Here is a 22229-nt window from a genome sequence, read left to right as displayed (position 1 = left end):
GCATTGCATCACAGGGCTGAGGGCGTATCTCCAAATATGAATTTAATGCAAATCAGCATAATTTGTCACAAATTATCTCTGGCTGTTTCGGTTTCAACTAATTGTGTTAAAATGCTTTTTAGTATGGCCTCACGTGCCCAGGTTTGTTCAACAGGGGTAGCATCTTCCCGGTACCATTTAATGGGCGAGTTTACCTCTATGCGGGTTTTGTACACATATTGGCGTGTAGGGTGCATTTTGCTGCCCTCGTAGCTGTTAAGGTTTTCGGCTTTGATAATTTTGGCGAAGTTGCGTAACGGTACCTCCAGTAGCAAGCACTCGTCCAAGCTGTTCTTAAAATCGTGCTTATCTTCCAGCCAAAGGGTGAGGCTTTCATCGCCCAGGTCGTGGTCGGCAATACTGATGCGACCGTAATCATAATCTACCGAGATGATCATCCACCAGAGCTCGTCTTTTAGTTTTTGGGTTAATTTCATTTTATAGTTTATTGGTTCATTTGTTAAATAGATCATTGGTACTTGAGGATCGCTTACCCTTTGGCGTCGAACGCGGGCATCCAGCCTGGTAGGTAGCGATGTATGGCGGCTATCTCTTGCCGGTGCTTATTACAAGCGGTTTGGTAAGCTTCCATACGCTGTTGCAGTTCTTCGTTTTTAAGTTCGGGTTTGCCTTTTTTGATGGTAGTGCGCAACGCGCTGTGGGCTAAATGCATATTTAGGTGCTAAAGAAGGTGAGTGATTTTTTAATTGCTTTGATCATGGAAACACGTTAACCGGCCCGGCAGCTTGACAAAGTTGTTTCTGTATTTTCTTGATGCATTGTATTGATTTTTTAAAATTTATGCGTACCTTTATGGAATAACGACCCTACAAATATAAAGAATAATCTTTATTTAATAAAGAAATAAATTAAAATATTTTTTTTGCCATGGAAGATCAATCAAAACCCAATAAAATAAAAACCATCCGTCCCGAAACGCTGGAGTTTATTATTTTATACAACCAATTAAGGGGTAACGCTTTTAATAATAACAGCGAACTGGCCGAAGCCCTGGGCTTTAATAATGCCAGCAGTATTACGGAGATCATCAAGAGTCGCCAAAATATTGATCCAGAAAAATTAAAGATATTTAAAGAAAAATACAGAGATTTATTAGGAGGGAAGAAAACTACGGATAAACCTGTAAATGTGCGCAACGGCGATGGCATCCCGATGTACGAAATTACCGCCACCGCATCGGGCGTGGAAGTGTATAACGATATTAATGATGCGCACCCTGTGGGCCGCATGAATTTTCCCGGGATAGAAGAATGCGATTTTGCGCTGCCGGTATGGGGCCACTCCATGTACCCATACCTGGAGAACGGTTGCTGGGTTGCGTTAAAGGTGATCAGCGATAAAAAGATCCTGCCCGGGGAGGTATACTATATTGAATGGGGCGATTACCGCATGTACAAGCGCCTGCTGATGAGCGATAACCCGGAAGAGGTGATAGCCCACTCAGACAATACCACCGAAATGATTGGCAGTCGCCTAAAATACGCGCCGTTCCCTATTTTGATAGATGATATCAAGAAACTGTGTTTAGTTAAAGATATCCATAAGAAACATAATCATTAAGTGATGTGCAGATTTCAAATGTGCAGATGCAAGAAACGATGCGGGATATCCAGCATTATAAGTAAAAATAAATGAAGCGAGCAGGTAATAAAGTACGGTCCATTAAAGCCGCCGTTATTTCGGTGGTGTATATAGTGCTGGCGTTCTTCTATTATTACATAGATGTTTACCTGTGAGGCTGGCTGGTGCTTATCACAGCATCGATAATTGGTTTGGCCGGTATTTTAATGGTAGTTGGGGTGGTGAGGCAGTTGATACTCGTTGTTAAAAACCGGCATAATTTAAACTTAGGTTATTTTTTACCCATCACCATATATCTTATTTTTCTTTTTTTGCCAACAGGGTCTGTTGAAGACTATTTAAGCCCTATTAAATTTAGGGCTAGTCACGAAGGTACAAATGCGCAATCGGTTATCTATTTCCGTAATGACCATACTTTTCAAATGCATTCTACGATGGCATTTTTCAGTGAATGGAGTATCGGCAAATGGCAACAAAAAAAAGATACTTTGTTGCTGAATTGGGATGGCCGGGTTCACCCCAAGTTGGGCCGTACGTTGCTCGTAGATAGTGGTTATTTAAAACCGCTGGATGCTTTGGTAGCGAAAGAACTTCGTATACGCCCTTTGTTTTACCTCGACTGCTGTAAGGGCCAGAATTAATATCCGCCGCCGCCGTTGTGGTTTAAGGTTAGCTTGCTATTTTTGGGCCATGAACATCCGTCGCGCTGCACTTACCGATATCCCTGCTATAATGTCTATCGTTAAAGAAGTTGTTCCACTCATGAGGGCGTCTGGCAATTTGCAATGGGATGATAAATACCCTAATCCGGAGATATTTGTAGCGGATATCTCCCTTAACCAGTTGTGGGTTGCCGGGATAGACGGCCTTGTTGTAGGTGTTTCCGCCATCACTACCGAGCAATACCCCGAGTATGAGCAGGTAGGGTTCGATATAAATGATCCCGCCATTGTTACTCATCGTTTGGTGGTAAGTCCCCAACACCGCGGCCAAGGTATTGCCGAAGCGCTGTTAATGGAAGCTGAATACGAGGCAGGCCGCAGAGGCGTCCCTTTACTACGGATAGATACCAATTTTGAAAATAAGGCCGCGCAAAAGCTCTTTATTAAACTGGGTTATATATTGGCTGGCGAAATTACGCTCGCCTTTCGCCCGGGTATGCGCTTTGTTTGTTTGGAAAAGCAATTAGCGTAAACTGTAGCTTTAATGAATGGAAGAGCCTTATTGCATTAAATTTAAAAAAAAATAATCAAAAACATTCCTAAAAGTTGTAATTTAATTTTTGAGTAATTAAATTTGATGAAAAATTAACTCAATAATAAAAATTGTATTTAATTTTAACTTACCTATTACACTGCCTAACCATGTTGCCAACTTTAATGGATGCCCTGCGCCATCATCTTAGCGTAGGTAATGCTTTGCAAAATATTGCGTTTTACACATTCGTGTGTTTACTTTTTATGATATTACTGGTACAGTTGAACGCGCATCAGGAAACGGGTATCCGCCGTTTTTCTACTACCAGGTTTTTGCGGTTACGCCAGGTTATGCACTTTGCGGTAAAAGTGCTATCGCACATGGTACGGAGGCTATTTGTAAATAAAGCCCACTGAGTCGCTCCACGCCAACAATTTCTCTTTATGTTATTCCGATGATATAAACTTTGCTGTATATCACCGAGATTTGAACTGATAACAGGGGTTTCCTTTGTTTTATATATCAAAAACTCACACCTTATGGAATACAGACAATTAGGCGGCTCGGGATTACAAGTGCCCGTGCTAAGCTTTGGTACCGCAACCTTTGGCGGCGCCGGCGAATTTTTCAAAGCCTGGGGCCAAACCCAATTAGACGACGCGAAAAAACTGGTGCATCTGTGTATGGATGCAGGCGTAAACTTTTTTGATACTGCCGATGTGTATTCAGGCGGCGTAGCCGAAGAAATTTTGGGGAAAGCGCTGCTTGGCATCCGCAACGAGGTGCTGGTATCTACCAAGGCAACGTTTAAAATGGGGGAGGACCCTAACTACGGTTCATCACGTTTTCACCTCATCCGCTCGGTAGAGAACAGCCTGCGCCGTTTACAAACAGATCATATTGACATCTACCACATGCATGGCTTTGATGGTAACACGCCTGTTGAAGAAACATTGCACGCGCTTGATGATTTGATAAGCAGCGGTAAAATACGTTATATCGCCTGCTCCAATTTTTCCGGCTGGCACCTGATGAAATCGCTTTCGATATCTGAACGTTACGGCTGGGCTAAATATATTGCCCACCAGGCATACTATTCCCTGCTGGACAGGGAGTTTGAATGGGAACTGATGCCCGCAGGTATCGACCAAAAAGTAGGCACCATCGTATGGAGCCCACTGGCATCGGGCCAGTTGGGTGGTAAATTTCGCCGCGGGCAGCCTATTCCGGCAGATAACCGCCGCAGCCAGGGTGGTAGCCATGGTCCCGAAACCGACTTTGAACGCCTTTACACCATTGTGGATGCTTTGGACGACGTTGCGGAAGAAGTGGGCAAATCTGTTGCGCAGGTAGCCATTAACTGGTTGCTGCAACGCCCAACAGTAGCCAACATTATTATAGGTGCCCGCAACGAAGAGCAGCTAAAGCAAAACCTTGCCGCCGTAGGCTGGAACCTAACCACCGAACAAGTTAAAAAGCTCGACGAGGCCAGCGCCGTTGCACCGATATACCCCTATTGGCATCAAAAGCAGGACACCAATTTGAACCCAACACCAAAGTTTTATTAAACAACAAGGGCTGCTCAAAAGGCAGCCCTTGTTGTTTAGGCGTTTCTTCATCCCGTCGTCATTGCTCCGTGCCTCGCGATGGAGATGCTTTTTGTCTTATATCCTTTTGCAATGCGGCTATTTAAGCCTTCAGCATCTTCATTTTTTCGGGATCCCAAAACATAGGGGCATTTTTAAAGTAGCTGTCGTTACACAACAGGGCAGGGGCGGCCGCGCGGTATCCGAATACGGCATCCTCGGTAACTTTGCCGCCGGTGCGGATGGCTGTGATAAAATTATTCATGTGGTCGTAAGGGCCGCCTAAATACCCTTTTTCGGCATCGTAGGTGATCTGTTCCGGCGGCATCATCATTTTGCGGCCGCTTACCGCCTGCCCCATTTGTTTCATTTTTTCGATGTAGAATGGGTCGTTATTATCGATGGTTTTATTGCGTTTTAGAGTAACGCTATCCCAGGTGACATCCATGGAGCCTTCGCTGCCCACTAATTTAAGATAGGTTGTTCCACTGGTACCATCCACAAAGTTACAGCGAAGCGATAGGTTGAACGCCGGGTGTGCGGCTGCCTTGGCATAATCAAAGGTGCCTAATAAAACATCAGGCACTTCGCGGCCATCGTTCCAATAGCGTAAACCGCCCGAGGCATATATTTTATTTGGCCCCATGGAGCCAGTGATAAAATGCAGGCTGCTAAACAAGTGAACGAATAAGTCGCCGGCCATGCCGGTGCCGTAGTCGGTATAATTTCTCCAACGGAAAAACCTCTTAGAATCGAACGGGCGCTTTGGCGCGTTGCTGATATAAGTTTCCCAATCTACCGTTTGGGTTGAGGCATCATCAGGGATAGGGTATTGCCAAACTTCCACCGCGCCGCGGCGTGCCCAAAAACCTTCGGCATAGTTCAGTTGGCCAATGGCACCGCTTTTTAAAAGCTCTTTTGCTTTCTCGTTACCAAGCGAAGAAACCCCCTGGCTGCCTACCTGGAACACCTTGCCGGTTTCCTGCTGGGCCTTGATCACCGCCGGGCCTTCCATCACGGAGTGTACCATCGGTTTTTCGCAATATACGTGCTTACCGGCATGCATGGCATCTACAGAGATCTGCTGGTGCCAATGATCGGGCGTGGCGATGATAACCGCGTCCACATCCTTCCGGTTTAATATCTCTTTGTAAACTTTAGTGGTAAAAATATCGGCACCCCATTTGGTTTTGGCATCCTTAAGGCGGCCATCGTACAAATCGCACACGGCAACCAGTTTTACACCGGGTATTTGCAAGGCGGTTTGGGTATCTGAGGTACCCATGCCACCCGCGCCAATAAGGGCAATGTTCACCTGGTCGTTAGCGCCAATGCTATTGTATTGCTGTTTAAGATAATGAAAGCTGCCAATATTATCGGCTGCTATTAAATTACTGCCAACGGTTGCAGCAGCTGCGGTTGTGGCCAGTTTTTTAAGAAATCCTCTGCGCGATGCTTCGTTATTTTCCTTCATTTTTGAAACGATAAGATGGTTTTGTGGTTTGAGATACGGAAAGTGAAAGGTATAAATTTATTTAATTAGTTCATAAGCATTGCAAGGTGAGTTAGTATTAATAATTATTGATGTTAGCCTCTTTTGGCTAATATTAACTAAGTTAGCTTTTTTAAGCTAATTGTATAATAATTAGCCTTTTTTGGCTAATTTATTTGATGTTAGCCTATTTATGCTAATATTTGCTTAACTAATATTTTGAGGCTATTATGAGGGCGATACTTACAGCCGATATTGTTAACTCTTCTTTGTTAACAACGGCATTCGATAAACTTATTGTTGATTTAAAACAGTTTTTTGATGGCGAAAAAACCGACTTTTATAATGGAGATAGCTTTAGGGTACTTGTTATCCAGCCGGAAACAGCGTTATTGAAATGTATAAAAAGCAGGCTGCTGGCTATAAAATATGCAGAGAAACATACTATAGATATACGGGTAAGTATAACTATTGGGCATTTGAGATCTGATGATATAGACCTGCGGTCGAGCATGGACGAGCTTTTGGTGGCTTCGGGGCGCAGCTTTGCTAAATTGCAGGCTACACCAAGGCGACTGTATATCAATAGCGGAAATGCAGAGAAAGACTTTACTTATGAAATATTAGCCGAATATGCAGACAGCCTGGTGGCGCAGATAACCGCAAAACAAGCTAAAGTGATTTATCTGTTGCTGTCGGGTAAATCGCAGGTAGAAACCGCGGCTTTTTTAGGCTTATCCGCCGCTACGGTAAGTAAGCAGGTAAAGGCCGGCCGTTACGAAGAGATAAGGAGCGTGCTTAATAAATTCGAAATATTAACAAACCAACTACAAAATGGAAATTAGTATTATATGGCTCGTTAAATTGTTGCTGGCGCATTTGATAAGCGATTTTTGGTGGCAACCATCCAAATGGGTACAGGACAGGCAGCAACGAAAAATAAAATCCAGCTATCTCTATCTGCATATCCTGGTTACGGGTGCAACGGCAATACTGTTTGTTGGGTTTAATTACTGGAAAGTGGTGTTGTTTATAACCATTCTGCATGGTGTTATCGACCTTGCCAAATCTTACACCAAAGCGAATTTTACTTATTTTATAATAGACCAATTACTGCATTTATTGGTGATACTGGCAAGCTGGATGATAATTTTTGACCAGCACAGGCTTGATATGCAAACCTTAACCGGCTTTTATGAAAACAGCAAGTTTTGGGTGGTAGCCGCCGCGGCATTTTTCTTAACGGTCCCTACATCTATCATAATAGCCTACGCCACCAAGCATTGGGCTGTTCCGCCCGGATTGAAAAATGCCGGGAAATATATAGGGATAATTGAGAGGCTGATCATCTGCGTATTGGTGTACCAGGGGCAGTATGAAGCAATCGGTTTGCTAATTACCGGGAAAAGCATTTTAAGGTATAACAGCGCAAACGAAGAAGCTAAAACCGAATATCTGCTGATAGGTACGCTGTTAAGTATTTTTATAGCCTTTGGCGCTGGTTTTGCATTAAAGCTTATTTTGAAGTAGGGGAATGGTTCAAATGGTTCATAGATGATGGCTCATGGTTCATAGCGAAGCCGTTTTTTTATGACCCATCAAAGATGAACCATTGGCTTCTCCCATCAACTATCATCTATGAACCATCAACTCAAACACCTATCTTTGCCCCCCACAACGTATGAGCAAAATTGTAACACCGTACCAGGATCAGCAAGGCACCAAAAAAGAGCAGGTGGCCGATATGTTCAACAATATCTCCAAAACCTACGATTTTTTAAATCACTTTATGTCGCTGGGGATTGATATCATCTGGCGCAAAAAAGCCATAAACGAACTCAAAGCCGATAAACCACAGCTAATATTGGATGTGGCTACCGGTACCGGCGATTTCGCCTTCGAGGCGCTATCTATCTTAAAGCCAAAGAAAATTATCGGGGTTGATATTTCACGCGGGATGCTGGACGTTGCCGATCAGAAGATCCTGAAACGCGGCCTGTCTGATAAGTTTGAAGTAAAACTGGGTGATTCGGAGAAACTGCCGTTCGAAGCAAATGAGTTTGATGCCGTTACGGTTGCCTACGGCGTACGTAATTTTGAGAACCTTGCCGATGGCCTTGCCGATATTTACAGGGTACTAAAACCGGGTGGCAAAACCGTAGTGTTAGAGTTCTCCAAACCCAAAGCGTTCCCCATAAAGCAACTTTACGCGTTTTACTTTAACTACGTTACCCCGGGTATCGGTAAGCTGTTTAGCAAAGATGCCCGCGCCTATACCTACCTGCCCGAGTCGGTTGCCGCTTTCCCGGATGGCGAAGCATTTATCGGTATGATGGCAAAGGCAGGTTTCAAAAATACCAAAAGCCGGCCTTTGGCGTTTGGTATCTGTTCAATCTACACCGGCATTAAATGATAAAACGTTACCTGGCCACTTTACTGGTACTATTGTGCTGCAGTCCTTTGCTGCGTGCACAGCAGTTTTCGCCGGCATGGGGTGGGGGTGCAGATGAGGCCGACTTTAGCGGAGGCTTTAGCTTTTCGTACGTTTCCAGCGATTTTAAAATTGTAAAACAGCCCAACTGGCGCGCGCCTTTTTTTGATAAGGATGCCAATGCTTACGTAACCGATTCGCTCACCAGTATTAGTTCGAAAACAACGCCGGGCTTTGCGGTAGGCTTTGTTGCCCGCTACCGACTAACGGATCACCTGGAGGTGCGTTCAACCCCCTCGCTAATTTTCGCCGACCGTAAGTTACGGTACACCTTTAAAAATAGCACCGAGCCGATTGATAAGCCGATACAAACCACTACCGTAGATTTCCCTTTTTCGGTAAAACTAAAATCAGACCGGGTGGGTAACCTGCGTGCCTACCTTTTGGGCGGCGTAAAATTCTCGAGCGCTATCGGTGGCAAAAAAGATGGTGATAACACCGCGCCATTAGAGCGCATTGTAAAGAACAGCAAAAGCTACTCGTCTTACGAGGCAGGCTTTGGTTTCGATATTTATTTTGAATATTTTAAAATGTCGCCCGAAATAAAAGTGACCAACACCTTCGGCAATCTGCTCATCCAGGAGAACCACCCGTTCTCGGCACCCATCAGCAAGCTATCGCTGCATACCATTATGTTTAGCCTGTTTTTCGAATAGAACACGATTTAGGGAGTTAGCGATTAACACGTTTTTTTGGATTTTTTCTGAACCCCAATTTGAGGATTAGCTTGATTAGAAAAAAAATCTAAACAGACCCAACGAAGCCCGTTCTTCAATCGGCCTTGTCCTGTTCGGCAACTACAAGCACTGAAAAGGTACAACGTTCATAGAACATGGCGCAGCCAGGAGTTTCGTTGGTTACTTTTCTTTGCGGAAAAGAAAAGTAACATCCACAGGCTTAACAAAAACCACTATCATCCCTAACAACGCACTGAAAGGCATCATTTCGCTGCAACAATTACAGCCCAACAGTTATTATCCCAACATAAAAACATAATTTCGCTGCCATAGTTACACTACCTATGGCTAAGATCGCATTAATTACAGGTGCCACCGCAGGGATAGGCGAGGCCTGTGCCCATACATTCGCCCGCGAGGGTTACAATTTAATACTTACCGGCCGCCGCATGCAGCGTTTAGAACGGCTTGCGGGGCAGCTGAATGAAAAATACAATGTAGAAGTTGCTGTTTCTTGTTTCGATGTGCGCAGTAAGGCGCAGGTGATTGAGAACCTACAGGGCCTGCCCGCAGAATGGAAACAGGTAGATGTATTGGTAAACAACGCCGGACTAAGCCAGGGCCTGGACCCTATTGATAAAGGCAGCTACGATGATTGGGAAACCATGATAGATACCAATATAAAAGGCCTGCTTTATGTAAGCCGTGTGGTAAGCAACTGGATGATAGACAACGGTTTTGGGCATATTATTAACCTTGGGTCGATAGCCGGGAAAGAGGTTTATCCTAACGGGAACGTATATTGCGCTACCAAACACGCTGTGGATGCCTTAAATAAAGGTATGCGGTTGGATCTGCTTAGTCACGGTATAAAAGTTACCGCCGTGCATCCCGGTGCCGTTGAAACCGAGTTTAGCGAGGTACGCTTTAAAGGCGATAAAGAACGCGCTAAAAAAGTGTACGATGGTTTTGAACCGCTGGTGGCCAAGGATATTGCCGAAACTATTTGGTTTGTAGCATCGCGCCCGGCGCATGTAAACATCAACGACCTTGTTATTATGCCAACCGCGCAGGCAGCAGCTACAGCTATATATAGGAAGTAGATTTGCAGATGATGAAAAGATGCAAGAAAATAAATCCGAAATTGAACATTCGAAATCCGAAATAAAACTATGTCACTCATTACACAAATAGATCAGGACATCAAACAAGCGATGCTATCCAAACAGCCAGACCGCTTACGCGGGCTGCGGGCAATTAAATCGGCTTTGTTGCTTGCAAAAACAGAAAAAGGAGCTGCCGAAGAACTAACTAAGGAAGCTGAGATAAAAGTGCTGCAAAAGCTCATTAAGCAACGTAAAGAATCGGCCGATATATACAAAACACAGAACCGTGAGGACCTTTACGAGGTAGAAATGGCGGAGATGTATGTAATTGAGCCATATTTGCCACAGCAAATGACCCGTTTTGAAATTGAAGGCTACATACAGGAAGTGATTGGCCGCCTTGGTGTAACATCCGTAAAAGACATGGGCAGGGTAATGGGCATTGCCAATAAAGAACTTGCCGGCCAGGCCGATGGCAAAACAGTATCTGAAGTAGTTAAACAACTGTTAGGATAATTTAATTGTTAAAATTGTTGCAGGTATACCCTAATAAACTAAATTTACCGTGGTAACTACAACTTTTCAGACTGAAACGTAAAACGGTCTGCACAAGTTTAAAGCTGCATTTGAACAAGGAACTATGAATTTTGTACTGAAAGAAGAAAAGGGTTTTACATACGTAGAAAAAGGTGAGGGCGAGCCATTATTGTTGTTACACGGCTTAATGGGAGCACTAAGCAACTGGGAGAAAGTGATAGAGGAGTTTAGCCCGCATTATAAGGTTATCATCCCTATTTTGCCTATTTACGATATGCCAATACTAACTACCGGTGTGCGTGCCCTTTCTAAGTTTGTGCATAAGTTCATCAAGTTTAAAAAGCTTACAAGGGTAACCTTATTGGGTAACTCGCTTGGCGGGCACGTTGGTTTAATATACGTGCTGTCGCATCCGGGTTATGTAAAGGCGCTTGTGTTAACCGGTAGCTCGGGCTTGTACGAGAATGCCTTTGGTGGCACCTTTCCGCGCCGCGAGAATTATGAGTTTGTGAAGGGAAAAGTAGAATACACTTTTTACGACCCCGCCACTGCATCAAAAGAAATGGTTGATGAGGTTTACGCCAACATTAACGACCGCCCCAAGGTGATACGCATACTGGCCATGGCAAAATCGGCCATCAGGCATAATATGAAAGGCGACCTGCGCAAGATAACGATGCCTGTTGCGTTAATATGGGGAAGGGATGATAAAATTACCCCGCCCGAGGTTGCAGTTGAGTTTAATCAGTTGCTGCCGAACTCGTACTTATACTGGGTTGATAAATGCGGACACGCCCCAATGATGGAGCGCCCGGAGGAATTTAATAAGTACCTAAAGGTGTTTTTAGATAAATTAAAACAATAAAATATGCTTGCAGTTGAGCTGATCTCTGACGCGGTCCCCCCGGTACACACTTCTGATACTATACAGAAAGTGTTTGACCGTATGGCGGAATTTCGTGTGCGGCATCTGCCAATTGTAAACGAAGAACAGTTTTTAGGCCTCGTATCTGAAGACGACCTGATAGAAGAGCCGGACTATAGCACCCCGATAGGCGCATTAGCTTTATCGCTGGTGAACCCTTACGTGTTGGAGGATCAGCATATTTATGACGTTATCCGCCTTTTTTATGAGCGCGACCTGAGCGTTGTGCCCGTGTTGGATGTCAAGAAGGATTACCAGGGGCTTATCTCCATCAATACCATGAACGAGTACTTTGCCAAGCTCACTTCGGTAAGCGAACCGGGTGGTATCATCGTATTGGAGATCAGCAATAAGAATAATTCGTTGGCCCACATGTCGCAAATTGTAGAGTCGGACAATGCCCAGATCCTGAGTTCCTACACCCGCACTTTCCCCGAAAGCACCCGCATGGAAGTTACCCTGAAGGTGAATAAGCAGGATATATCGAACATTATAGCCACCTTTTTGCGGTACGAATACGACGTTAAAGCCACCTTCAACTTCACCGATCATAACGACAACGCCAAAGACAGGTTTGATTCGTTTATGAATTATTTGAACCTTTAGTAGATGTGCAGATTTCAGATGAGCAGATAAGAAGAACAGAACAAAGCCCTTCCTAAATCGGCCTTGTCCTGTTCGGTAACCACAATCACTGCTAAAGCACTAACTTTCATAGAACAGGGCGCAACCGAGAGTTTTTTCTTTGGTGACATTCTTTTTTGCGGGAAAAAGAAAGTTTCTTCCATTGACGCATCATAAAGCACTAAACACTCCTAAAGGAGCATTAACAGAACCCGCGCTCTTAAAAAACTAAAACTTTTCTCTGCTACCCAACCTATTTTTATAGCTTTGCAGCCCCTACTACGTCAACCACTCCCATGAAAAATCTTTTTTTCCTGCTTATAATTTCCATTTTAGCTATATCGTGTACAAAAAACGCTGATAAACCCGAAACAAAACTCCTCAATAAATACGCTGCCGAATATGTGAGGCTTGGGCTAACCATTGGTGAGTATGATAAAGATTTTGTGGATGCTTATTATGGTCCCGATTCGTTAAAACCTAAGGCAGTTGAGGGCGATGAGTTCCCGAGAGATAGCCTGCTGGCATCGGTAAACAGCCTGATGAATGATATTAAATTGTTAGCTACCTCAGCCGAAGTGGACTCAAATAAAATGCGCGCCACCTGGCTTTACGATCAGTTAGCTTCCTTCAGCGGGCGCGTTAAAATATTCTCGGGCGAGCACAGCACGTTCGATCAGGAATCTAAGCAATTGTTCGACGTAACCGCGCCTGTAAATACCGAGGATTACTTTAAAGCACAACTGGTTTTATTGGATAGCCTGTTGCCGGGCAAAGGTAATGTGAACGACCGCTTTCAGAAACTCGCCAATAAATTCATTATCCCCAAAGATAAGCTGGACCCGGTGATCAAGGCGGCCATTGCCGAATCGCGTAAGCGTACCCTGGCGCATTATAAATTACCTGCAGGCGAATCTTTCACGCTGGAATTTGTTACCGATAAACCCTGGAACGGGTATAACTGGTACAAAGGCAAATACCAAAGCGTAGTACAAATAAATACAGACCTTAAGATATTTATCGATCGCGCGATAGATGTAGGAAGCCACGAGAGCTATCCGGGCCACCACGTGTACAATATGATGCTGGAGAAAAACCTGTATCACGATAGAGGATATGTAGAGCTTTCCATGTACCCGCTGTTTAGTCCGCAATCGCTTATTGCCGAAGGTAGTGCCAATTACGGTATTGAAATGGCCTTCCCCGGCAACGAAAAAATAAAGTTTGCCAAGAACGTATTATTGCCGCTTGCCGGTTTGGATACCACCGGTGCAGGCGCTTATTTTAGAGCGCTGGTTATAAAAAGTAATTTGAACTACGCTCGCAACGAGGCTGCCCGCGGGTTGATAGATGATAACTGGAGCCAGAGTAAGGCCCGTACATACCTTAAAAAGTATTGTTTAATGAACGACGAGACCGCCGAAAAATCGGTAAGCTTCATTAAAAAGTATCGCGCCTATGTAATCAACTACAATTACGGGCTCGACCTGGTGAAACACCATATCGAAAAAAATGGCGGAACCGCTAAAGATCCTGCAAAACGCTGGGAGCTGTTTGGTAAACTGCTGAGTAATGAGGTTACCATGGATGAGTTGGCGAAGTAAAGCCTGGCAGTTAGCAATATTTTAAAACATTAAGCAGCTTTTTACATACAAAGTTCGATATTCGTTTTTTTATTTGAATGAAGATAGCAGTTTACGGAAGGCAGTTTAACGATCCGCAGGTATTCCCGTACATACGGCAGGTTTTTGATAGCCTGGTGCTGCATCAGGTTGATGTTTATGTGCATCATCAGTTTAACGAGTATCTGCAGGGCAATGTAGATACCTCCGCCTACAACGTGCTCAAACCGGGCGACGCCATTAAAGATTTTATCGACATCTTTATCACCATTGGTGGCGATGGTACTTTGCTGGATATGGTAACCGTTATCCGCGACAGCGGCGTACCTGTTATCGGTATCAACTTTGGCAGGCTTGGTTTTTTGGCCAGCATTAACAAAAACGACATCACCGCAGCCATGCACGCCGTGGTGAATAAAGAATACACGCTGGATTGTCGCGAACTGCTCATCATAGATTCTGATAAGAAGATCTTTGGCGAGGATAACTTCGCGCTGAATGATGTTACCATCCACAAGCGCGATGATTCGGCCATGATCACCACCCATGTATCCTTAAATGATGAATTTTTAAACTCTTACTGGGGAGATGGGATCATTATCTCTACTTCAACAGGGTCTACAGCTTATTCTTTAAGTTGCGGCGGGCCTATCATTTTCCCACAATCCAACAGTATTGCACTTACACCGGTATCACCGCATAACTTAAATGTAAGGCCAATTATTTTGCCCGATACCAGCAAGCTATCCTTCGAGGTGGAATGCCGGGGTACCAACTACATCGTATCGTGCGATAGCCGTACCGCGGTTATTGATAAAACCATGCAATTCAGGGTTTATAAAGCGGATTTTAAACTCAATTTGATCCGTATGAATAATGAAAGCTACTTGCAAACGTTAAGGACTAAATTATTATGGGGCTTAGATGCCCGTAATTATTAAATTTAACGGATGTTGAAATTTTCCGCTGCCTTATTTTTTGTGGTACTTAGCTATGCGGCACAAGCCCAAACCTGGGAAATTGGCGGCGCGTTAGGCGGTGCAGGTTACATTGGCGATCTCAATGCAAGTCCGTTTAAACCCAGCGGAAGCTCTGCGGGGTTATTTGTTAAGCGGAATTTTAATGGCTATTTATCGGCAAGGCTAAATTTCCAGTCGGGTAAAATAGCCGGTGCGGACAGCACATCATCCGGTGAGCAACAGCGCAACCGTAACCTCAGCTTTACTGACGGCTTGAAGGAGCTAAGCCTGATGGCCGAGTTTAATTTTATGAAATACATCCCCGATGCCGGCAAAAATAAATATACCCCCTACATTTATTTAGGCATTGGTACAACAGCTTTTGCCCCGCGTACCATGTATAACGGTTCCGAGATCTCCTTGCGGACGCTCCGCACCGAGGGGCAGGCATCTGAATATAAAACCAGCACCATTGTTATCCCCTATGGGGCAGGCATCAAATACAACATAGCCGGTAAGTGGACGGTAGCTGCCGAGTTGGGTTACCGCTATACGCGCTCCGATTTTTTAGACGATGTGAGCGGTTTTTACGCTCCGCATAACCAACTCCCTAACCAGTTATCTGTCGCGCTTGCCGATCGTAGTGGCGAGCGTACCGGGGTTTACACAGGCAGCCCTGGTTCCCAGCGCGGCAATCTTCGGCCAAAAGACATCTACGCTTTCTTCGGCTTTACACTTTCCTACACTTTCGTAACCGCGAAGTGCTATTACGAAGAGTAACCTCTCTCATTTTACCATCCAATTGATTAATACATTTCAAAGGAAAAGACTTTTGTAGGTGTACCATTTTTAAAATGGTACGGAATGGTACAGCGTGGGACACCCCCGGTACAATTGTGCTAAAATGGTATACCAAACTGAAAAACACTGTTAAATCACTTATTTTGTATATTAAATTCCGTAAAATTATATTTTAACAAAATATAATTTGTTAAATTAAAACAAAGCATTACTTTTATACGTTGAATTACACAAACCAATTGTTTAACCCTAAACGTATAAAGCCATGGCCGAATTAACCGCTGCTCCCGAAAAACAAGGCAAAAAAGTACGCACAAAAAAACAAGCCCTGCGTGTAGACCTCACCGCAATGGTGGATCTTGCCTTCCTGCTCATCACCTTTTTCATGTTGACCACAACGTTGAATAAACCGAAGATAATGAATGTGACAATGCCGGTAGGCCCAACGGGTGAGGGTGTCCCCGAATCTCGCACCATGACCATCTGTCTCGGTAAAAACAATCAGGCCATGTATTATTTAGGTTTAGCAGAAAATCCCATCATAGCCGCTACGGTCACAGGATACGGTAAAAGTGGTTTGCGCCGGGCAATTATGGATACCCGTAAAAAAGTGTTCCAAAGTACCGGTAAAAGTATGATTGTGGTAATAAAACCCGGCGATACATCTGTATACGAAAACCTGGTGAATACGCTGGATGAAATGAAAATAACTGACATAGACCAATATGCAATTGCCGATATCGCGCCAAAAGACATCAGTTTACTGAAGGACAAGCAGGCCTATTAACAAGTAACCTAAACCTCATCAATAAATTAGTAATGTTTACCCTCTTCTGCTTCGGCAGGGAGGGTCTTTTGTTGGAGATTGTCGAATAGTTACCAAAACTAAGCTGCCAAAATTGTAGATAGCGCCCGGGGTTGTTCCAAGAGAACGGAGAGAAAAAATATCCTTTATGTAAAATGTAACAAAGAATTTAATTACTATCGCCGTTGTAAAGCGTAGTTTCAGAACGAAAAGCCAAATTGGTGAAGTAATTAATCATATATCTTATAACTTATCAAAAAGTAATGAGACGAGTTATCGAGTAGTTCCTTGGTTGCTGCTTTGTCATTTGATAGATCCACTGCGCCGCAAGATCGTTCGACGTCATACTTTTTATCATACCATGAAGATGAATAAACCATTATGGGGATTTTAGTATTCAATTTCCAATTAACTTTACTGAACCTTCTCCAACTATACCATTGATTTTTCCGATCCAAGTGTTTAACTTCATTCCTGTAGTGTTGCCCATAACATCAACAGATAAAACGGAAACACTGTCCGCATCCCGCGTAATTAACTGGATCTTACTAGCATAATCAGCATATTGCTTCTCTTTTTCCCAAAAGAAATATATATTTTTTTCATTTGGAGAAACGTTTTTTGTACTGATCAACTTTCCGTTTAAATATTCATCAACATCTACCGTCAAATTATAAGTTTTTGTGAACCGAGGCAATAATTGGCAATTAAATATTCTTGCGCCTAAACTATTTAAGGCACGTAATAAGTCAACTTTACTTATCTCGCCAGCTTGATACTCATCCATATAATCTTCTTTTAGACTATCGGATCTTGGATCTTTTTTGAAATTTTGGCTATAAGTGCTAATGGAAAACAGTCCACAAGCAATAAATAGTAAAAACCTCTTCATGTTTGTATAGGGATTTTGGATGGAGTATTAATGGACATAAGAGATGAATCGTATTATACACTTCTAATTACTTCGTTGCTTGCCTCGAATTAAATCAAGAAGCATATAATTTTAGAGGAAACGCTATCAATAATTAGTTTGTTTACCCTCTTCTGCTTCGGCAGGGAGGGTTTTGGGTTTGGGAAAAACGAATTGATATAATGCCAAAACTAAACCGCCAATAATACGGTAAGTACAGTTGTGCGTTTTCTAAACGGCTGGGAGAGAACTTATTTTAATTAAACTGTACTGAAATGCTATTAAAACCAATGATTAGATCACTACCAAAATAACAACCCAAATAGCTATAAAGGCAAAGCCTGCAAAAACTTCGTTTTTGTTCTTTTTTAAAGTCTTAGTTATAAAAGTTATATAAAACACCCATCCTAAAAAAATGATAGCCATTATTGGCACTGTTAAAGCTCTCATAATGTTTTAATTTAATAATCGAAGTTAGATATATATTCATTCTTAGTGAAAAAAGTAAAGCAGAATAAGTAATAGCTGCTTCTCTTATTTTTAGAGGAAACCTCATCAATAAATTAGTTTGTTTGCCTTCTTCTGCTTCGGCAGGGAGGGTTTTTTGTTTTTCCTAAGGTGATGCTCCGTGTCGTAGATGATAAACCTTACGCTCCAAAATAAACGCGGGTAAAATTTGCACTTTTTAGCCTTAAACGGTATTTAAAAATAGTTTGGTGCTGGTACCTTTGGTAATAAATGCCAAACGCCTCACACCCAACATGTCGCCAAAAACGCCTATTTATTTCTTTTTCACTCCATACTAAAATAATACAAAGTAAGTTTTACCTTTGTCACCTTAAAAAAGAAGCGTATTTATATAAAACTTTGCTTAAAACAAGGTTTGTTTTAGTAAAGCCATGTATTTAACAGCCCTGTTTTGGCTGGTAAATTGCCCCGAAAAATGAGTTTAAAGGATCAGATAGATTTGCAAAGATTGCCCCGCCACGTAGCTGTTATAATGGATGGAAACGGCCGTTGGGCAAAAGGCAAAGGCAAATTAAGGGTGTTTGGCCATCATAACGGTGTGCTATCGGTACGCGATGTGGTGGAAGGCGCGGGCATCCTCGGTATCGAATACCTTACGCTTTACACCTTCAGCGCCGAAAACTGGAACCGCCCAACGTTTGAAGTGAACGCCATTATGGAGCTTCTCATCAGTACCATTAATAAAGAGATTAATAAGTTGATGCAAAACAACGTACGCCTTAATGCCATTGGCGACCTGGGTCAGCTGCCCGCAAAATGCCACAAAGAACTTAACAACGCAATAAATAAAACATCGGTAAATACCGGGTTAGTGCTTACGCTTGCTTTAAGCTACAGCAGCCGCCTCGAAATTGTACATGCTGCTAAATCACTGGCAGTTAAGGTGCAAAACGGCGAGCTAAAACCCGAAGATATTGATGAAACTATGTTTGAAGATAATTTATATACCGGCGGAATCCCCAATCCCGAGCTTTTGATAAGAACGAGCGGGGAGTACCGTATAAGTAACTACCTGCTTTGGCAAATTGCTTACGCCGAACTGTACTTCACCACAAAACTATGGCCCGATTTCAGGCGCGAAGATTTGTATGAAGCTATACTGGACTACCAAAAACGCGAACGACGTTTTGGGAAGACAAGCGAGCAGGTAAACTAAATTTTTTCTTTTAACAAAATTTAACAACTGTATAAATTATTTTTAGCCCACTAAAATATTCGGATGAATAAAGTCTTTTTTGCTATTCTTTTCTCTCTTATAAGCACCGCTGCCATTGCCCAGATACCCGGCCAAAGGCGGTCTACGCTTACGAAAACCATCCCTGCCGATAGTTTGAGCTACCTTAATCCCAAAGATTATATCATTGGCGGCATAACCATTAGTGGTGCTAAATACCTCGATAAAGATGTATTGCTGCAAATATCAAAATTAAACAAGGGCGATAGGATAAACCTGCCCGGCGAGGCTAACGCCAACGTGATAAAAGACTTGTATAAACAGGGCCTTTTTGATGACATCCATTTAAATGTTACCGGTATTAATATGGATACCATTTACCTGGAAATTGCTGTGGTGGAACGCCCGCGCCTCTCCAGGCTTAAAATGACCGGTATCCGCAAAGGCGAAATTGAAGACGTTACCAAAAAGCTGAGCGATAAAACCGGCAAAATTGTGAACGAGAATTTGCTAAGCACCACCACCGCTATCATTAAAAAGCACTTTAACGAAAAAGGCTACTTAAACACAACGGTTAACATTACCCAGGTTAAAGACCCGGGCGATCCGAACAGTGTGATACTGAATGTGGCGATAGACAAAAAAACCAAGGTGATGATCAACGACGTAACCTTTGAGGGTAATAAAGATTTTTCACAGGCCAAGCTGCGTAAATACCTTAGCAAAACCCGCAAGCGCCGTTGGTACAACCTTTTCGGTTCTAAAAAATTCAAGCAGGATAAATACGAAGAGGACAAACAAAACCTGGTTGATAAAATGCAGGCTGCCGGTTACCGCGATGCCGAAATAATAAGCGATAGCGTAACCCGCCACGATGATAAAACGGTTGACGTAAAAATTAAGGTTTACGAAGGGCATAAATATTACTTCGGTGATATCAAGTTCTCGGGCAACGCGCGTTACCCCGCCGAAATTTTGACCCGTGTACTGTCTATCGAAAAAGGTACCGTATTTAGCGAAGACGAGTTGACCAAACGCTTAAGCGGCCCTACGCCAAACGATGATGATGTTTCATCCCTTTACCTCAATGATGGTTATTTAACCTTTAATGCCGACCCTGTACAAACCCGCATCCATAACGATACCGTTGATTTGGATGTGAGGATCTACGAAGGGCCGCAATACACCATTAACCGCGTGATACTTAAAGGTAATGATGTTACCAACGATAAGGTTGTAATGCGCGAGATTCGCACCAAGCCGGGTCAGAAATTCAACAAGGCCCTTTTAATACGCAGTGCCCGCGAAATTGGCCAGTTGGGTAACTTTGATGAGCAAAAAACAGAACCACGCCCAACTAACATTAACCCTTCTGAAGGTACGGTTGACCTGGTTTACAACGTGGTTGAAAAACCCTCAGATCAGATCGAGCTTTCGGGTGGTTTTGGTGGCGGGCAGCTGGTGGGTACACTGGGCTTAACGTTCAACAACTTCTCGTTACGTAACCTGTTCAATGGTAAAGCGTACCGTCCGTTGCCAAAAGGCGATGGGCAAAAGCTGAGCTTAAGGGGCCAGTCGAGCGGTCGTACTTATCAAAACTTCTCGTTCACGTTCAGCGAGCCGTGGTTGGGTGGTAAAAAACCCATCTATTTTGCTTTATCAGCATATACCCAAGGTAGCTCAACAGGGCAGTATTACGCTAAAACGGACTCTAGGTACAACAACCTGCGTATAAACGGTGTGGGTATTACTTTGGGTAAACGTTTAAACTGGCCAGATAACTACTTCCAGCTAAACTACTCGTTAAACTTTGACCACTATAACCTGGATAATTACAAGGGTTATCTATTTGATAATGGTACCTCTTATAATATTAAATTAACCCAGGAGTTTAGCCGTAACTCGGTAGACGTTCCGTTATACCCAACATCAGGTTCAAACATTAAATTAACCTTACAGGGCACGCCGCCATACTCGTTGTTTAACCATACCAACTATAATGTGGCTACCCAGGCCGAGCGCTACCATTTTGTAGAGTACTATAAAGTTAAGTTTGATGCGCAATGGTTCACCAAAATTACCGGTAAACTGGTATTAATGAGCCAGGCGAGGTTTGGTTACCTTGGCCAGTACAACAGCAAGGTAGGCCCGTCGCCATTCGAACGCTTTAAATTGGGTGGTGATGGTATGCAGAGTTACCAGTTTTTACAAGGTACCGATATCATTGGTATGAGGGGTTACGAAAACTTCTCGGTAGTACCGGTGGGTTCAAGCCTCAACGCCAACTCTAACCAGGGTAATGCTATCTATAACAAATACACCTTTGAATTAAGGCACCCGGTAATAGCCAGCCAATCGGCAACTATTTATATGCTTGCATTTGCAGAAGGTGGTAACGTTTGGGATAATATAAGCCAGGTAAATCCGTTTAACGTTCGTCGTTCGGTAGGTTTGGGCGCAAGGATATTTTTACCGATATTTGGTTTGCTTGGGCTTGATTATGGTTACGGGTTTGATAAACTACCGGGCCAGCCCGATGCTAACAAGGGACATATCCACTTTACAATTTCACAAAGTTTAAGCGGCGGATTTAACTAAATTTGAACAGGGATTTATGAAGAAGATAATTTTAGTACTCTTTTTTACGTTCACAGCATTTACGGCAGCAATGGCACAGCGCTTTGCTTATGTAGATTCGGATTACATTTTGAAACATGTACCTGAGTACGCTTCGTCCCAAAAGCAATTGGCTGCACTGTCAGGTCAATGGCAGAAGGAGGTAGACGCCCGTTTTCAGGAGATAGACCGCCTTTACAAAGCTTACCAGGCCGATCAAGTGCTGATGACACCAGATATGCGCAAGCGCCGCGAAGCGGAAATTGTGGATAAAGAGAAAATAGCCAAAGATTTTCAACGCGAAAAATTTGGCCCGGATGGTGAGCTGGCAAAGAAAAGTACAACGTTGATTAAACCTATACAGGATAAAGTGTCAAAAGCAGTACAAGCCGTTGCCGAGAGCGACAATCTTGATATGATATTTGACAAAAACAGCGAGGTAATTATGCTTTATGCAAGTCCCCGCTACGATAAAAGTGCCGACGTAATAACAAAGTTGGGCCTTAAACCCGGAGTTTTCGCCAAATAAAAAAAATAC

The 22229-nt window shown here is 43.3% G+C and carries 27 protein-coding genes; 20 read left to right on the top strand and 7 right to left on the bottom strand.

Translation table 11 applies throughout. The features are described from left to right. Positions 1–65 precede the first annotated feature (65 nt). Together EPL05_RS14030 and EPL05_RS14025 are read right to left on the bottom strand one after the other, a co-directional pair. The gene (locus EPL05_RS14030) at positions 66–476 is read right to left on the bottom strand and encodes a hypothetical protein (RefSeq protein ID WP_128534598.1); all 411 of its coding nucleotides are present in this window, start codon (positions 474–476) and stop codon (positions 66–68) included. A gap of 53 nt (positions 477–529) precedes the next feature. Continuing rightward, complete coding sequence (locus EPL05_RS14025) at positions 530–712, bottom strand: hypothetical protein (protein ID WP_128534597.1); 183 nt, start codon at positions 710–712, stop codon at positions 530–532. A 215-nt stretch (positions 713–927) separates the two neighbouring features. Here EPL05_RS14025 and EPL05_RS14020 point away from each other — a divergent pair, with 215 nt between their 5' ends. The 5 genes from EPL05_RS14020 (at position 928) to EPL05_RS14000 (ending at position 4406) form a co-directional block, all read left to right on the top strand. Then, positions 928–1620, top strand: coding sequence for a S24 family peptidase (locus EPL05_RS14020; protein ID WP_128534596.1), 693 nt, complete (start codon positions 928–930; stop codon positions 1618–1620). Between the two features lie 455 nt (positions 1621–2075). Next, complete coding sequence (locus tag EPL05_RS14015; RefSeq protein ID WP_128534595.1) at positions 2076–2282, top strand: hypothetical protein; 207 nt, start codon at positions 2076–2078, stop codon at positions 2280–2282. A gap of 49 nt (positions 2283–2331) precedes the next feature. Beyond that, the gene (locus tag EPL05_RS14010; protein ID WP_128534594.1) at positions 2332–2835 is read left to right on the top strand and encodes a GNAT family N-acetyltransferase; all 504 of its coding nucleotides are present in this window, start codon (positions 2332–2334) and stop codon (positions 2833–2835) included. Between the two features lie 170 nt (positions 2836–3005). Then, on the top strand, positions 3006–3254 hold the full coding sequence (locus EPL05_RS14005) for a hypothetical protein (RefSeq protein ID WP_128534593.1): 249 nt from the start codon (positions 3006–3008) through the stop codon (positions 3252–3254). Positions 3255–3377: 123 nt separating this feature from the next. Then, complete coding sequence (locus EPL05_RS14000) at positions 3378–4406, top strand: aldo/keto reductase (RefSeq protein WP_128534592.1); 1029 nt, start codon at positions 3378–3380, stop codon at positions 4404–4406. Between the two features lie 121 nt (positions 4407–4527). On the opposite strand, the gene EPL05_RS13995 is transcribed toward EPL05_RS14000, so the two are convergent. Continuing rightward, a complete protein-coding gene (locus tag EPL05_RS13995; RefSeq protein ID WP_128534591.1) occupies positions 4528–5898 on the bottom strand; it encodes a Gfo/Idh/MocA family protein in 1371 nt (456 codons plus the stop codon). Between the two features lie 248 nt (positions 5899–6146). Between EPL05_RS13995 and EPL05_RS13990 the strand changes: the two genes are divergently transcribed. The 8 genes from EPL05_RS13990 (at position 6147) to EPL05_RS13955 (ending at position 12258) form a co-directional block, all read left to right on the top strand. After that, the gene (locus EPL05_RS13990; RefSeq protein ID WP_128534590.1) at positions 6147–6761 is read left to right on the top strand and encodes a helix-turn-helix domain-containing protein; all 615 of its coding nucleotides are present in this window, start codon (positions 6147–6149) and stop codon (positions 6759–6761) included. Then, the gene (locus EPL05_RS13985; protein WP_128534589.1) at positions 6751–7446 is read left to right on the top strand and encodes a DUF3307 domain-containing protein; all 696 of its coding nucleotides are present in this window, start codon (positions 6751–6753) and stop codon (positions 7444–7446) included. Before EPL05_RS13990 ends, EPL05_RS13985 begins: the two co-directional genes overlap by 11 nt. A gap of 151 nt (positions 7447–7597) precedes the next feature. Then, positions 7598–8329, top strand: a complete 732-nt coding sequence (gene ubiE / locus EPL05_RS13980) for a bifunctional demethylmenaquinone methyltransferase/2-methoxy-6-polyprenyl-1,4-benzoquinol methylase UbiE (protein WP_128534588.1) — start codon at positions 7598–7600, stop codon at positions 8327–8329. Next, the gene (porT, locus tag EPL05_RS13975) at positions 8326–9063 is read left to right on the top strand and encodes a type IX secretion/gliding motility protein PorT/SprT (protein ID WP_128534587.1); all 738 of its coding nucleotides are present in this window, start codon (positions 8326–8328) and stop codon (positions 9061–9063) included. The genes ubiE and porT overlap by 4 nt, the downstream gene beginning before the upstream one ends. A 365-nt stretch (positions 9064–9428) precedes the next feature. Beyond that, the gene (locus EPL05_RS13970; RefSeq protein WP_128534586.1) at positions 9429–10187 is read left to right on the top strand and encodes an SDR family oxidoreductase; all 759 of its coding nucleotides are present in this window, start codon (positions 9429–9431) and stop codon (positions 10185–10187) included. A gap of 69 nt (positions 10188–10256) precedes the next feature. Continuing rightward, positions 10257–10706 carry a GatB/YqeY domain-containing protein gene (locus EPL05_RS13965; RefSeq protein ID WP_128534585.1) on the top strand — a complete coding sequence of 150 codons (450 nt, stop codon included), beginning with the start codon at positions 10257–10259 and terminating at the stop codon, positions 10704–10706. Positions 10707–10830: 124 nt separating this feature from the next. Then, positions 10831–11592 (top strand): alpha/beta fold hydrolase, encoded by a 762-nt coding sequence (locus tag EPL05_RS13960; RefSeq protein ID WP_128534584.1) that lies wholly within the window; start codon positions 10831–10833, stop codon positions 11590–11592. 3 nt (positions 11593–11595) lie between these two features. Continuing rightward, positions 11596–12258 (top strand): CBS domain-containing protein, encoded by a 663-nt coding sequence (locus EPL05_RS13955; RefSeq protein ID WP_128534583.1) that lies wholly within the window; start codon positions 11596–11598, stop codon positions 12256–12258. A 14-nt stretch (positions 12259–12272) separates the two neighbouring features. On the opposite strand, the gene EPL05_RS23995 is transcribed toward EPL05_RS13955, so the two are convergent. Next, complete coding sequence (locus tag EPL05_RS23995) at positions 12273–12440, bottom strand: hypothetical protein (RefSeq protein ID WP_166727703.1); 168 nt, start codon at positions 12438–12440, stop codon at positions 12273–12275. A 132-nt stretch (positions 12441–12572) separates the two neighbouring features. Here EPL05_RS23995 and EPL05_RS13950 point away from each other — a divergent pair, with 132 nt between their 5' ends. The 4 genes from EPL05_RS13950 to EPL05_RS13935 all read left to right on the top strand — a co-directional run bounded on the left by EPL05_RS13950 (position 12573) and on the right by EPL05_RS13935 (position 16445). Continuing rightward, on the top strand, positions 12573–13880 hold the full coding sequence (locus tag EPL05_RS13950; RefSeq protein WP_128534582.1) for a hypothetical protein: 1308 nt from the start codon (positions 12573–12575) through the stop codon (positions 13878–13880). 77 nt (positions 13881–13957) lie between these two features. Beyond that, positions 13958–14839, top strand: a complete 882-nt coding sequence (locus EPL05_RS13945) for an NAD kinase (RefSeq protein WP_128534581.1) — start codon at positions 13958–13960, stop codon at positions 14837–14839. A 9-nt stretch (positions 14840–14848) separates the two neighbouring features. After that, the gene (porG, locus tag EPL05_RS13940) at positions 14849–15637 is read left to right on the top strand and encodes a type IX secretion system protein PorG (protein WP_128534580.1); all 789 of its coding nucleotides are present in this window, start codon (positions 14849–14851) and stop codon (positions 15635–15637) included. A gap of 286 nt (positions 15638–15923) precedes the next feature. Beyond that, on the top strand, positions 15924–16445 hold the full coding sequence (locus EPL05_RS13935) for an ExbD/TolR family protein (RefSeq protein ID WP_128534579.1): 522 nt from the start codon (positions 15924–15926) through the stop codon (positions 16443–16445). Between the two features lie 248 nt (positions 16446–16693). Here EPL05_RS13935 and EPL05_RS24650 read toward each other — a convergent pair whose 3' ends face one another. From EPL05_RS24650 to EPL05_RS23990, 3 genes are all read right to left on the bottom strand, one after another. Further along, positions 16694–16864, bottom strand: a complete 171-nt coding sequence (locus tag EPL05_RS24650; protein ID WP_394342733.1) for a hypothetical protein — start codon at positions 16862–16864, stop codon at positions 16694–16696. Further along, a complete protein-coding gene (locus tag EPL05_RS13925; RefSeq protein WP_128534577.1) occupies positions 16861–17355 on the bottom strand; it encodes a hypothetical protein in 495 nt (164 codons plus the stop codon). The genes EPL05_RS24650 and EPL05_RS13925 overlap by 4 nt, the downstream gene beginning before the upstream one ends. Positions 17356–17667: 312 nt before the next feature. Further along, on the bottom strand, positions 17668–17823 hold the full coding sequence (locus tag EPL05_RS23990; protein ID WP_166727702.1) for a hypothetical protein: 156 nt from the start codon (positions 17821–17823) through the stop codon (positions 17668–17670). Positions 17824–18316: 493 nt separating this feature from the next. Here EPL05_RS23990 and EPL05_RS13920 point away from each other — a divergent pair, with 493 nt between their 5' ends. The 3 genes from EPL05_RS13920 to EPL05_RS13910 all read left to right on the top strand — a co-directional run bounded on the left by EPL05_RS13920 (position 18317) and on the right by EPL05_RS13910 (position 22220). Next, positions 18317–19057, top strand: coding sequence for an isoprenyl transferase (locus EPL05_RS13920; RefSeq protein ID WP_128534576.1), 741 nt, complete (start codon positions 18317–18319; stop codon positions 19055–19057). Positions 19058–19120: 63 nt separating this feature from the next. Continuing rightward, positions 19121–21673 (top strand): outer membrane protein assembly factor BamA, encoded by a 2553-nt coding sequence (bamA, locus tag EPL05_RS13915; protein WP_128534575.1) that lies wholly within the window; start codon positions 19121–19123, stop codon positions 21671–21673. 16 nt (positions 21674–21689) lie between these two features. Beyond that, positions 21690–22220: an OmpH family outer membrane protein gene (locus EPL05_RS13910; protein ID WP_128534574.1), complete on the top strand. Its 531-nt coding sequence runs from the start codon at positions 21690–21692 to the stop codon at positions 22218–22220. Positions 22221–22229 lie beyond the last annotated feature (9 nt).

It is taken from the genome of Mucilaginibacter gilvus, from assembly GCF_004054195.1.
GTDB classification, from domain to species: domain Bacteria; phylum Bacteroidota; class Bacteroidia; order Sphingobacteriales; family Sphingobacteriaceae; genus Mucilaginibacter; species Mucilaginibacter gilvus.
This window is presented reverse-complemented; position numbering and strand designations above follow the sequence as displayed.